Origin of the sequence: Bacillus sp. J33 (assembly GCF_000518885.1) — a bacterium.
Lineage (GTDB): Bacteria > Bacillota > Bacilli > Bacillales > Cytobacillaceae > Cytobacillus.
The window spans coordinates 72,259-85,824 of record NZ_KI912519.1; the positions used below are offsets into that span (position 1 = coordinate 72,259).

General features: G+C 41.4%; 13 protein-coding genes. All 13 read right to left on the reverse strand.

Features of this window, described 5'->3' with window-relative positions; genetic code table 11:
* Window positions 1-4 precede the first annotated feature (4 nt).
* Window positions 5-2,047 (reverse strand): chemotaxis protein CheA, encoded by a 2,043-nt coding sequence (locus tag L634_RS0129820; RefSeq protein WP_026585514.1) that lies wholly within the window; start codon window positions 2,045-2,047, stop codon window positions 5-7.
* A 19-nt stretch (window positions 2,048-2,066) separates the two neighbouring features.
* A complete protein-coding gene (locus L634_RS0129825) occupies window positions 2,067-3,167 on the reverse strand; it encodes a protein-glutamate methylesterase/protein-glutamine glutaminase (protein ID WP_026585515.1) in 1,101 nt (366 codons plus the stop codon).
* Between the two features lie 6 nt (window positions 3,168-3,173).
* A complete protein-coding gene (locus L634_RS0129830; RefSeq protein WP_026585516.1) occupies window positions 3,174-4,052 on the reverse strand; it encodes a MinD/ParA family protein in 879 nt (292 codons plus the stop codon).
* On the reverse strand, window positions 4,049-5,218 hold the full coding sequence (flhF, locus tag L634_RS0129835) for a flagellar biosynthesis protein FlhF (protein ID WP_026585517.1): 1,170 nt from the start codon (window positions 5,216-5,218) through the stop codon (window positions 4,049-4,051). The genes L634_RS0129830 and flhF overlap by 4 nt, the downstream gene beginning before the upstream one ends.
* Window positions 5,215-7,251: a flagellar biosynthesis protein FlhA gene (gene flhA, locus L634_RS0129840; protein WP_026585518.1), complete on the reverse strand. Its 2,037-nt coding sequence runs from the start codon at window positions 7,249-7,251 to the stop codon at window positions 5,215-5,217. The genes flhF and flhA overlap by 4 nt, the downstream gene beginning before the upstream one ends.
* A gap of 103 nt (window positions 7,252-7,354) precedes the next feature.
* A complete protein-coding gene (gene flhB / locus L634_RS0129845) occupies window positions 7,355-8,440 on the reverse strand; it encodes a flagellar biosynthesis protein FlhB (RefSeq protein WP_026585519.1) in 1,086 nt (361 codons plus the stop codon).
* Between the two features lie 4 nt (window positions 8,441-8,444).
* On the reverse strand, window positions 8,445-9,221 hold the full coding sequence (fliR, locus tag L634_RS0129850; protein ID WP_026585520.1) for a flagellar biosynthetic protein FliR: 777 nt from the start codon (window positions 9,219-9,221) through the stop codon (window positions 8,445-8,447).
* Window positions 9,222-9,225: 4 nt separating this feature from the next.
* Window positions 9,226-9,495: a flagellar biosynthesis protein FliQ gene (gene fliQ, locus L634_RS0129855; RefSeq protein ID WP_026585521.1), complete on the reverse strand. Its 270-nt coding sequence runs from the start codon at window positions 9,493-9,495 to the stop codon at window positions 9,226-9,228.
* A gap of 17 nt (window positions 9,496-9,512) precedes the next feature.
* The gene (fliP, locus tag L634_RS0129860; RefSeq protein WP_026585522.1) at window positions 9,513-10,178 is read right to left on the reverse strand and encodes a flagellar type III secretion system pore protein FliP; all 666 of its coding nucleotides are present in this window, start codon (window positions 10,176-10,178) and stop codon (window positions 9,513-9,515) included.
* Window positions 10,171-10,836, reverse strand: a complete 666-nt coding sequence (locus tag L634_RS0129865; protein WP_232233872.1) for a flagellar biosynthetic protein FliO — start codon at window positions 10,834-10,836, stop codon at window positions 10,171-10,173. Before L634_RS0129865 ends, fliP begins: the two co-directional genes overlap by 8 nt.
* Window positions 10,837-10,865: 29 nt before the next feature.
* Entirely contained in the window at window positions 10,866-11,228 is a 363-nt protein-coding gene (locus L634_RS0129870; protein ID WP_026585524.1) for a response regulator, read from the reverse strand.
* 22 nt (window positions 11,229-11,250) lie between these two features.
* The gene (gene fliY / locus L634_RS0129875; RefSeq protein ID WP_026585525.1) at window positions 11,251-12,558 is read right to left on the reverse strand and encodes a flagellar motor switch phosphatase FliY; all 1,308 of its coding nucleotides are present in this window, start codon (window positions 12,556-12,558) and stop codon (window positions 11,251-11,253) included.
* Window positions 12,548-13,546, reverse strand: a complete 999-nt coding sequence (gene fliM / locus L634_RS0129880; protein ID WP_026585526.1) for a flagellar motor switch protein FliM — start codon at window positions 13,544-13,546, stop codon at window positions 12,548-12,550. Before fliM ends, fliY begins: the two co-directional genes overlap by 11 nt.
* Between the last annotated feature and the right edge of the window lie 20 nt (window positions 13,547-13,566).

Genomic DNA, 13,566 nt, shown 5'->3' on the forward strand with positions numbered 1-13,566 from the left:
ATATTTATTTGATTAGTGCATTGCAGTCGACAATCAGCGCAACCTGGCCATCGCCAAGAATCGTAGCTCCGGAGATGGCAAATACATTAGTTAAGTAGTTTCCAAGCGATTTTAAAACAACTTCCTGCTGCCCAATAAATGAATCAACAATAAGTCCAGCCATCTTATCGCCTTTTCTTACGATAACCACAGATAAAAATTCACTATCCTGATTCTCTGAAGGGACATCAAAGATTTCTTTCAATGAAAGGAGGGGAACAACCTTTCCTCTAAAATCAATTACTCTCTGGTTATGAGCACTCAGAATATCACCTTTTTTAATAATGGACGTTTCAATGATTGAGGATAAAGGAATGGCGTATTTTTCTTTTTCAATTTCAACCAGCATGACTGAAATGATTGATAATGTCAGCGGCAGCTGGATGGAGAAAATAGATCCCTGGCCGATTTTGGAATCAATCGTTACAGAACCGCCCAATGATTCGATTGTATTTTTAACAACGTCAAGCCCTACTCCACGCCCGGATACATCAGAAATCTTATCAGCTGTAGAGAAACCGGATGCAAATATTAGATCATAGGCCTGCTTGTCCGTTAGCGCGGAAGCCGCCTGTTCCGTAATAATACCGTTTTTAAGGGCTTTAGAGATGACCTTTTCTTTGCTGATGCCTGCACCGTCATCTTCAATCTCAATGAAAACATGGTTGCCGCTGTGATAGGCCTTTAATATGACATTTCCTTCTTCACTTTTACCATTTGCTTTTCGTACATCCGGCGTTTCAACACCATGGTCGAGTGCATTTCGGATTAGATGAACAAGCGGATCACCAATCTCATCAATGACAGTTCTATCCAGTTCAGTCTCTGCTCCGATAATTTCCAGGTTAATTTTTTTATTTAGATCTCTCGCCAATTGTCTGACCATTCTAGGGAAACGGTTAAATACAGTTTCAATTGGAACCATCCGCATGTTAAGGATAATGTTTTGCAAGTCACCTGAGATCCTTGACATGTGCTCTACCGTTTCATGCAGTTCCTGGTTATTTAATTCACGGGAGATCTGCTCAAGCCTTCCCCGGTCAATAACCAGTTCCTCAAACAAGTTCATCAGGATATCAAGCCTCTCTATATTAACCCTGATCGTTTTATTGGCTGCCTGCTTTGCCGCTGGAGCTTTCTTTTTATCCTCCTTGACAAGGCTTTCCGCTGCTATTGATTCTCCTTCATGCAGGGAAGAAACGGTCGCCGGTTCCTCTTTTTCAGGTTCTGGATGGCGGAAATTATCAATCACTAACGGAACTACTTCTGCTCTTTGGACTTCAGACACTTTCAAAAGCTTCTGCTGCACATCTTCTTTAGGTTCCTGGGTTACAATTGTGACCGAGAATTCCTGATCAAATTGCTCTTCTTCAAGCTGCTCTACAGAAGGAGTTGATTTTATGACTTCTCCTATTTTTTCCAGGATTTCAAATACCATATAAACTCTGGCCGCTTTAAGCAAGCAATCCTCCCGCAATGCAACCGTTATTTCGAATGTCTCAAAGCCTTGCTCCTTTGATTGCTGGATGACTGTCCATTCAAATTCGTCATATGTACTCTTTATAGCATGTGAAGGTTCGGCCAGTGCCGCTGCTGTCTCTGCCTTTGCTTCTGCCTGTGCAGGACTCTCGCCCATTTCAATCAGTTTTAATTTCGCAACAGCTTCGGAAACATCTCTTTTGCCGTCTCCGCCCTCTGCAATGGAATAGACCATTGCTTCAAGGTCATCAACCGCCAAAAAAACAACATCCAGTATTTCTGAATTTACTCCAATTTTCTGATTTCTGATGGCATCAAGAACATTTTCCATTTGGTGAGTAAGACTGGCGAGATCCTCAAAGCCCATCGTTGCCGACATGCCTTTTAGCGTATGTGCCGACCGAAAAATTTCATTTACAATTTTTATATCTTCCGGGTTTTTCTCCAATTCAAGAAGCTGTTCATTGCATGCCTGCAAATGCTCCTTGCTTTCTTCTATAAATACCTCTAAATATTGGTTCATTTCCATGTGCCTGCACCCCTCGGCCTTATACAAATTTCAATATGGATTCTGCAATTCTTTCAACATTTTGTACTTCATCTACCAATCCAGCCTCTATTGCAGCCCTTGGCATGCCATATACAATTGAAGTTTCCTTGGATTCTGCTATGGCTTTTACTTCCCCGTTTTCTTTGATAAAAGCAAGGCCATCCCTGCCATCTGCTCCCATGCCGGTCATAATGACAGCTATTTTTCTGACGTTCCTCAGTTCACCTATAGATTCGAACATAACATCCACTGAAGGACGGTGACCGTTTTTCGGCGGTGACTCATCTAAATGGAGGACAAGGTCCCGCCCGATCCTCACTACCTTGAGATGAAACCCTCCAGGAGCAATATAGGCAGTGCCATTTTTAAGAATGTCCCCTTCCTCCGCTTCCTTTACCGTCAGCTCAGACAGTCCATTCAGCCTGCTAGCCAGTGATTTTGTGAATCCTGCCGGCATATGCTGGACAATAAGAATTGGAGCATTAAGATTTCCGGGAAGATCTGCCAGCACTTTCTGAAGAGCCCTCGGACCTCCGGTTGATGTGCCAATACAAATAATTCGACTGCTGTGTACACCTTTGCTGAATGCATTTTCATTTGAATGGATAATAGATTTATTTAGTTCTATTTTACTATAATCTTGTTGATGTTTAGTATAGTTTTTTCCATCTAAAGAATCATTACCCAGGCATTTTATATTTGCATTGCTGGCTGAAATGACTTTCTCTGCTAATTCCGCTATTATTTTATGCAAATCAAGTGAGATTGCCCCTGAAGGCTTTGAAATAAAATCAACTGCACCATATTCCATGGCGGCTATTGTATTTTCAGCACCTTCCTTCGTTGTGCTAGAGAGCATCACAACTGGCACTGGCTGGATTTTCATTATCATTTTTAAAGCTTCCAACCCATTTAACACTGGCATTTCGACATCCATTGTTACAACATCCGGATTTAATTCTTTTATCTTTTTTAACCCTTCTTCTCCATTTCGTGCTGTGCCCACAACAAGCAGACGGGGATCTTTAGATAGAAAATCAGCAATAAGCTTCCTCATAAAGGCTGAATCATCTACGATTAGCACACTGATTCTCTTCATGCTGATTCACTTCCTTCCAAAAAGAAATTTCTTCAGCTTTGAAATAAACTGGGACGAATGGTTATTCTTTGCTGACCTATCAACTTTTCCAGTGCTCGCTCTTTCAGCCATTTGCAGAATAGCTTTTGAAGCAGGAGACTCTTCCTGATAAAGGATAAAAGGAATTTGTCTTTTCACAGCCTGCTGAATGCTGCGGTCGTCGGGAATAATGCCGAGCAAAACGGTCTCTCTCTCCAGGAACCTTTTTAAAACATCGGAAATTCTTTTAAACGTTTCCTTGCCTTCCTTTTCACTCTGAGCCCTGTTTATGACTAGATGAAATGGAATACTGTCATCCAAGAGATGTATTTGCTTCATTGCCGAGTAGGCATCGGTAATGGCAGTAGGTTCCGGTGTTGTGATAATTGCAATTTCCTCCACCGAAAGGATGAATTTAGCCGATTCCTCTGTAATTCCCGCACCCATATCAAAAACCAAAAAGTCATAGTTTCTCATAAGAGCTGCCAGCTCCTCAGTAAATCTGGATATTTGCCCTTCCTCCAGTTTTACTATATGTGAAAGTCCGGTCCCCCCGGCAATATAACTAAGTCCATTCGGACCTTTCGTTACTATATCATTCATGGAAAGATGATTATCAAAAAAATCGGCAATTGAGTATTGTGATGTTCTTCCCATTAGGATATCAAGATTTCCCATTCCAATATCCATATCGAATAATAAAACTCTTTCACCTTTTTGACAGAGGGAAATAGACAAATTCAAAGAAAAGTTTGACTTTCCCACACCTCCCTTTCCACTGACAACTGCTAAGGTTTTAGCCTTATGCTGCTGACTACTATCTTCCTCAAGCAGCATGGCTCTCAGCTTTTCTGCCTGATCATTCATTTCATTGTCCCCGCTATTTGTTTTACAATAATATCTGGCGCCGCTTCGATAATATCATCCGGGACATCCTGGCCATTTGTTATATACGCAGCACCTATTCTATATTTGCGAATGATATTATACATGGCTCCATATGTGGAAGTTTCATCTGCCTTTGTAAAAATCAATTTATCAATATCTATAATGGAAAATTGGCTGTATATATCCTCCATATCCCTCTGTTTTGCAGTTAGGGATAAAACTAAAAAAGTTTCCATATCATTTTCAAAATCAATGACATTTCGTAGATCTTCTACGTACTTTTTATTCCTGAAATTTCGGCCCGCTGTATCAATTAAAATCAAATCATGATTTTTGAACTCATTAGCTGCGAACCTGAAATCTTCTATTGTATAACAAACTTCCAAAGGCACATTTAATATTTTTGCATATGTTTTCAATTGATCGATAGCTGCGATCCTGTACGTATCAGTTGTTATAAATGCAACCTTTTTTTTATGCTTAATCACACATTCTGCTGCCATCTTCGCCAAAGTGGTCGTTTTTCCGACTCCAGTAGGACCTGCAACATGAATGAATTTTTTCGTATAAGAAATCCCTCCACAAGGAATTCCTTCTAACCCTTTTGCAAGCTCCGCTTTCAACCATGTAAAAACTTCAGAATCGCCCGCATCTGCACCGCTTAAATACCACTTTTCAAGCAATGCAGAAAGCACTTGATCCTCTAGGCTTCTATCCAGTCCTTGTTCATTTAGATACATCTGTACCTTACTGATCACTTCAGGGAAGGCAGGACCACATTGATGGCTGTTTGTTAAACTGGACATCATCTGCTTTAATTCGCTAATCTCCTTTAATAGCTCCTTCGAAGGCTTCACTTCAGAAACCTGGCCAGCTTCATTGCCAAGCTCCCCGTTTTGCATTTGCAGCTCGCTGGCTGGGATGCCTCTCCGAACGGAAGCAGTCTTGGCTGCTGGCCTCTCTGCAATCTCAAGTTTTGGATCTACCGCAGCCATTACTTCAATGCTTCTCTTTTTAAAGAATCCGAGTACTCCGCCTGTATGGACAACTCTTGAATTTAAAATAACAGCCTCATTTCCAAGCTCTGCGCGAATTTGTTTCATTGCTTCAGGCATGGAGGATGCTATAAACTTTTTTACCTTCACTCGACATTCACCACCCCGACACTTTGAACTTCTGCATTTGCTTCAAGCTCGTTATAGGAAAGAATCGGTATTTGCGGAAAATACCTTTCCGTTAATTGCCTAACATACATTCTCACAGCCGGCGAGCATAGTACTATCGGAGTCTGATCCATCAGTGAAAGCTGTTCCACCTGCGAAGCAATGGATTCAAGGATATTCTGAGATACTGTTGGATCCATAGATAGATAATTACCATGCTCAGTCTGCTGTATGCCTTCAGCAACCAGCTTTTCAACTTTCCCGGAAAGGGTGACCACTTTGATGGACTCACCCTGCTGTGAAAACTGGTTAGTAATCTGCCTTGCCAGGGCCTGGCGGGCATATTCTGTCAGCAAGTCTGTGTCACTTGTTGTCTTAGCAAAGTCAGCAAGCGTTTCGAATATCACCGGCAAGTTCCGAACCGAAACATTCTCCCTTAAAAGTTTGGCCAAAACCTTCTGTACTTCTCCTACTGATAATGGATTAGGGGTTACTTCTTCAACAAGGATTGGGTAACTTTCCTTAACATGATCAATGAGCTGCTTTGTTTCCTGTCTGCCCAAAAGCTCATGAGCGCTGCTCTTGATCACTTCTGTAATATGGGTTGAAACAACGGAAGGAGGGTCAACAACAGTATAGCCAAAGATTTCAGCCTGTTCCTTCATTTCTTCTGTAATCCATTTAGCTGGAAGGCCGAAAGAAGGTTCAACCGTATCAATGCCTTCAATGCTGTCATCTTCAATCCCCGGGCTCATTGCCAAATAATGATCAAGCAGCAGCTCACCTCGCGCCATTTCATTCCCTTTAATTTTGAGTCTATATTCATTCGGCTGAAGCTGGATATTATCTCGAATCCTCACAACAGGGATGACAAGGCCCAGTTCTATAGCCAGCTGCCTGCGTATCATGACAATCCTATCCAGGAGATCCCCTCCCTGATTGGCATCTGCCAGCGGAATGAGACCATAGCCAAATTCAAATTCGATTGGATCAACATTCAGCAGGCTGACAACACTTTCAGGGCTTTTCATCTCGTCTGTCTCAAGCTCTTCTTCCATTTCAAGCAATTGCTCTTTATCCGGCTCCGTCGTATGGGCGATCATATAGCCTCCAAAAATTAACAAGCCTCCAATCGGGAATGTAAGAACAATTCCGATTGGTGTAAGCAGCCCTAAAAGAATAATCGTTCCGCCCGTTACGTAAAGCATCTTTGGATATGCAAGCAGCTGCGAAGTAATATCTTTCCCTATATTTCCATCTGATGCTGCCCTTGTCACAACAATACCGGTTGCTGTTGAGATTAAAAGCGCAGGGATTTGACTTACAATGCCATCCCCTACTGTAAGCATTGAATATTTTACAGCTGCCTCTGCAATCGGAAGGCCTTGCTGCATCATTCCAATGATTATGCCGAACATAAGATTAATAAGGGTGATGATAATTCCTGCAATGGCGTCCCCTTTTACGAACTTGCTCGCACCATCCATGGAGCCGTAAAAATCAGATTCACGGCTGATTTTTTCCCGCCGTTCACGAGCTTCATGTTCTGAAATCATCCCGGCATTCAAATCTGCATCAATACTCATTTGTTTTCCCGGCATTGCATCAAGCGTAAATCGAGCTGCAACTTCAGAAACCCTCTCAGACCCTTTTGTGATAACAACAAATTGAATGATGACAAGTATCAGGAACACGACCAGTCCGACAATTACATTTCCGCCGGTAACAAAGGAACCAAATGTCTCTACGACCTTCCCAGCTTCTCCTTCAGATAGGATGGAGCGTGTTGTTGATACATTCAAGCCAAGGCGGAATAAAGTCATTAACAAAATTAAGGATGGAAAAATTGAAAACTCAAGCGCTTCTTTCATGTTCATGGCAGTTAATAAAACCATAAGTGCAAGCGCAATATTTATAATAATCAGCACACTTAAAAGCCAAGGCGGAAAAGGAATAATAAGCATGGCTACAATTAAAATTACACTCATCAATACTGATAAGTCTCTTACTGGCATAGTAATTCTCTCCTTACTAGAAAAGCGGAAGCGCCTTGGCCGCCATTTTTTATGCTCCCAAAGTCAAGCTATCACATTAATTACTCTTGGAATGGGCCTAGATTTAAATTTTATTTTTAATTCTGTATACATAAGCAAGAATCTCTGCAACCGCTTTGAAAAACTCTTCAGGGATTGCATCCCCAATCTCAGCCTGGCCGTAAAGCGCCCTTGCCAGCGGCCTGTTCTCTACAGCGATCACATCATGATCTTTCGCGATTAATTTTATCTTTTGTGCAACAAAGTCTACTCCTTTTGCAACAACAATGGGTGCATCACCCCTTGTTTCATCATAGCTTAGAGCGATTGCATAATGAGTTGGGTTGGTGATGACAACATCCGCTTTTGGAACTTCCTGCATCATCCTTCTCATCGCCATTTCCCGCTGCCTTTGTTTGATTTTGGATTTTATGAGGGGATCCCCCTCAATGTTTTTGTGTTCATCTTTGACATCCTGCTTGGACATGCGAATGTTTTTTTCAAAGTCGTATTTTTGATAGAGATAATCCAAAACAGATAAAAAAAGCAGGGCTGCAGAAGCAATTAAACCCATTTGAACGGTTAGGCTGGCAATCGTGGCCAACGCGGCCCCTACGGACTTTTGAGAAAGAATCAGGATTTCATCTATCCGAATCCATAAAATGGCAAAGGCGGCCAATCCTACAAAAGCAATCTTTAAAATAGACTTTAAGAGCTCTACTATTGCCCTCATAGAGAAAATCCGCTTAAACCCTTTAATCGGGTCAAGTTTTTCCAGTTTGGGCTGAATCGCTTCTGTTGAAAAAAGCACGCCTACCTGCATGAAATTGGCCGCGACACCTGCAGTCAAGGCGATTAGCATAATTGGCCCCAGAAAAAGCATCAATTCTTTTAAAATATCAAGAAAGATCATCTGAATATTGGCTTCTGTTAAGGGCATCATCATAAAATCATTGAATGAATGCGTAAAAATATAGAATAATATGTCCTTCAAATAGGAGCCTGCAAAGAACAAAAATAAAAATACTGCCAATAATACAAACGCAGTATTGACATCCTGGCTTTTGGCAACTTGCCCCTTTTTCCTGGAATCCTGCCTTTTTTTCGGCGTGGCTTTTTCTGTCTTCTCTCCTGCAAAATGCTGAAGATCCAATGATAGCAACAATTTCATAACATCATGATCCTCCCATAAGATCCATTAAGCCTCTCATTATGTTAAGCATCGTTTCAAAAGCTTGAGAAACCGCAAACAGCAGAACACTCATAACAGCAACGAGAACAACAAAGCTGACGCCAATTTTTAAGGGAAGCCCAACGACAAATACATTTAGCTGCGGTACAGTCCTGGCTACAATCCCCAGCGCAACATCCACAAGGAAAAGACTTCCTACCACAGGTATGGACATCTGGAATGCAATGACAAACATTGTATTTAAAGCCCTTATTACATATTCAGCCATATTTTCGTTCCCAAAAGGAATCCAAGGCTGCTCCAACGGTATAAAACTATAGCTATAAAAAACTCCGTCCAGCAAGAGATGGTGGCCATTAACCGTCAATAAAAAGAAAAGGGCAATGGTATATAGATACTGTCCCATCAGCGGACTTTGAGCACCTGTTTGAGGATCAATTACATTCGCAATCGCAAACCCCATTTGAAAATCTATAAAGCCTCCAGCAATTTGGATCGCTGAAAGCATTAAATATGCAACAAAACCAACCAGCAGGCCGACCAAGGCTTCTTTAATGATTAAAAGAAAAAAAATTCCGCTGATTTCCAGAACCGGGACTTCCATGCCCAAAAACATGATCCAGGCCAGGAAGAAGCCAAGCCCAATTTTATGAGACGCCGGTATAGATCGGTAAGAAAAAAGGGGCATCATCAAAAAGAAAGATGTCACCCTTACAAATATAAGTAAAAAAGCAGGAAAAGCAGGCAAAAAGTCTAACATGCTATCAACCTACAAACCTGGTTAAATTAGAGAAAATTTCATTTGCATAGGAGAGCATGTGGCTGAGCATCCAGGGGCCAAAAAAAACGACGCCCACTAGGACTGCCACAATCTTTGGGATAAACGCCAATGTCTGCTCCTGGATTTGAGTTGTAGCCTGAAAGATGCTGACAACCAAACCGACGACAAGGGCCAGGATTAGCAAGGGCCCACAAATCATTAGGATGGTAATGATTCCTCTTTCTGCAATGGATATTACTGTTTCTGGAGTCATACTGAATGTTCACCTGCTCAAAAGCTTTGTAAAAGAGATTTAACTACAAGATACCAGCCGTCTACCAATACAAATAACAGAATTTTAAACGGCAATGAAATCATGACTGGCGGAAGCATCATCATCCCCATTGACATAAGGACGCTAGCAACCACCATATCTATCACTAGAAACGGAATAAAAATCATAAAACCAATTTGGAAAGCTGTTTTTATCTCACTAATGGCAAAAGCCGGCACAAGAGCCGTTAATGGTATATCTTCAATGGAAGATGGTACATCTGCCTTTGAATATTCAAGAAATAAGGCTAAGTCCTTTTGCCTTGTATGAGCACTCATAAATTCTTTAAAAGGCATTGAGGCTTTTTCATATGCTTCTTCCAGGTTAATTTCTTCATTAAATAATGGTGTAAGAGCCTGTTCGTTAACTTCCTGCAGAGTGGGTGCCATGATAAAAAATGTCAGGAACATGGACAAACCGATCAGGACTTGGTTTGGCGGCATTTGCTGTGTGGCAAGCGCCGTTCTGACAAAGGAAAGAACAATTATGATTCTTGTAAAGCTGGTCATTAAGATAAGAATACTAGGTGCAAGGGAAAGGACTGTCAGCAATAAAAATAGCTTCACAGATGTTGAAACATTCTCTGGAGAACTGCTATTGAAAAATTCCATGAATTCATTCATTTTTATTCTTGCCCTTTCTCTCTATCTCCTCAAACAGCTTATGTCTGCCCTTTTTAATTTCATCAAGCTGTTTGCCGAGCAGTGCACTAAATGTTGGGTTACTTTGAATATTCCCGTCTGATTGCTGTGTTCTATTCATCACCTTTGTCACAATATCGCTTGGGCGGATAAGCTGTTCCATTTTATCATTGTGCTCTGTGATGATTTGACTGTATTCTTCCGAATCGTCAATTTCCGATAGCAGCTGGATATTTTCTCCTACCCCCACTACTAGAATCCGCTTTCCTACTTTTATTAACTGGACAGACCTGTTTCCTCCCAAAGCTGTTCCGCCTAAATTTTCAACAATATGAGAACGATTGTATAGCTTGCTTTTCTTATTGATGAATTTTAGAAGTACATATAGAAGACCGACAGTGAAAACCGTCGCGAATATCATTTTAAAGAAGTCCCAAAAAGTCAGGCCGACTGTACCGCTATCCCGCAGTGCAGTTGAGCCATCTTCTCTTGGTGCTCCTTTTTCCTCGCACTTCTCGGGGTTCTCCATGCATTCTTTCACACTATTATTTAACTGTTCTGCGTGGGCCTGCGGCAGCATGCCCTGCAGAACAATTGAAATAAGAAGAAACAAAGCAATCATTTTTCTTCCATTCAACACAATTTTGCACCCTCTAAAAATAATACTCACTAGCCCAATGTTTTCCCGATTGCTTCCAAAACTCTATCTGCCTGGAATGGTTTGACAATGAAGTCCTTGGCGCCCGCTTGGATAGCATCAATAACCATCGCCTGCTGTCCCATAGCAGAACACATGATGACTTTTGCATTCGGATTTAGCTTTTTAATTTCCTTTAATGCTGATATTCCATCCATCTCAGGCATTGTAATATCCATAGTGACTAAATCCGGCTGTGTTTCCTTATACTTTTCAACAGCTTGTGCCCCATCGGCGGCTTCTCCAACAATTTCATATCCGTTCTTTGATAAAATATCTTTAATCATCATTCGCATGAATGCTGCATCATCTACGATTAAAATTTTATGTGCCATTATTCTTTACTACCTCCATCTATCATCTAAGTTTTTTTAAGCGGTCGCTCTGGCTGATAATATCTGTTACTCGGACACCGAAGTTCTCGTCTATGACCACTACCTCGCCTTGGGCAATTAACCGGTTATTCACCAGAATATCCACTGGTTCTCCCGCAAGCTTGTCCAGTTCTATAATTGATCCGGATGATAATTCAAGGATTTCCTTGACTGAGCGTTTTGTTCTGCCAAGTTCAACAGTAATCTGAAGCGGAATATCCAAAAGCATATCAAGATTTTTCGTTTCTGTTCCCTGCATCTGATATGGCTCAAAGCTAGAGAATACTGCTGGCTGGACATTTGGCAGTTCTCCGCCCTGGTAGGCACTACCAAAATGCTGAGGTCCAGTTTGCTGGGATTTATTAGGTGTAGGGGCCTGCTGCTGAGCAACCTGTGTCTGATCGATAGCCTGATGCGGCGAATGGGCTGCCTGCCCTGCAGGATATTCTGTAAGACCCATTGATTGTTGATAGCCTTGATTGATTTCCGGCTGTTTTTCAGACTCTGGCTGATATTCGTTTAACTCACCTTTTTCTTTTGCCTCTAAGCTATCTCCAAAAGCAATGCCTTCATCTGTGCTTGCTGTCCCCTGACCTGGATTTAATAATTCATTTACAAGGCTTTTTCCAAATTCAAGCGGAAGAAGCTGCATGATGTTTGAATCTATTAAATTGCCGATTTTAAGGCGGAATGAAATCCTCGCAAGCATTTCTTCAGACGGCAGTCTTTCTGTGCCTTCACCTTGAGGCAAATCAAGAATGTCAATCACAGGGGGCGAGATATCGACTTTTTTCCCAAAAATGGTAGACATTGAAGTTGCTGCAGAACCCATCATTTGGTTCATCGCTTCCTGGACGGCGCTTAATTGAATTTCTCCCATTAGTTCCGCCGGGCTGATCCCATCCCCGCCCAGCATCAAGTCTGCAATTATTGCTGCATCGGATTGTTTAATGACCAGTAAATTGCTGCCAAAGAATCCTTCCGTATAACTTACCTGAATGGCAACATAAGGATGAGGAAATTCTTCCCCTAATTTACTGCGCAAGACAATGGAAACAGTTGGTGTGGTAATTTCTACCTTTTGATTTAATAATGTAGATAAAGCTGTTGCAGAGCTTCCAAAAGAGATGTTTCCAATTTCCCCTAAAGCATCCTGTTCCATATGGGACAGGTAATCTTCAGTTTGAAAAAACACATCATTGGAACTATTTAAATCATCTTCATCATCGTTTGCGGCTCCTCTTAAAAGAGCATCAATTTCATCTTGCGAAAGCATATCATCACTCATCAACCCCGTCTCCCCCTTTCACGGTATCCAAAATTTGAATTGCTAATTTTTTGTTCATTTTCCCAGGCTGTCCCAAAAATTTTGGAATATCGCCAATTTTAATAATAAGAGGCTGGTCAATCACTTGTGTTAATTCAATTACATCCCCAACATCGAGAGACAGGAAATCCTGGATAGCAATATCAGAACTGCCTAGCTCACATATGACAGGAACTTCAGCATTCTGGATATTCCTTTCCAGCTTGGCAATTAGCTCAGGTTCTCTTCCTTTTTTGTCAGTCTGCATCCAATAATGGACTGACAGCTTAGGTATAATAGGCTCGAGTACCACATGCGGAATGCAGATATTGATCATCCCGCTTGTTTCCCCAATTGTGGTATTTAAAGAAATGACTACTACCGTTTCATTTGGCGAGACCATTTGCAGAAATTGCGGATTCACCTCAAAGTCAGCTAATAGCGGGTCCATTTCAGCAATCGTGCTCCAGGCTTCCCGAAAGTTCTCAAAAGCCCTTTCAAATGTAGCAGACATAATTTTCGTCTCAATCTCAGTTAAATTTTCTACCTTGTTAATGCTTGAGCCTTTACCGCCCATAAGCCTGTCCATCATGGCATAGGCTATGTTAGGGTTTACTTCCATAAGAATTCGGCCATCGAGAGGCGGTACTTCAAATACATTCAAGATTGTCATTTTCGGAATGGATCGAATAAATTCTTCATATGGTATTTGGTCAGCCGAAGCAACTGAAATTTGCACATAAGTCCTTAACTGTGCGGAAAAAAAGGTTGTTAATAGACGGGCAAAATTCTCATGTATTCTCGTTAAACTTCGTATCTGGTCCTTAGAAAATCTTAATGCTCTCTTGAAATCATAGACTTTTACTTTTTTCTCTGATTGCTCTTTCTTCAGCTCATCCGCATCCATTTCGCCTGTTGAAAGAGCTGACAAAAGAGCATCTATTTCACTTTGTGATAAAACCTCACTCGACAAGATTCCTCACCTCCATCAAT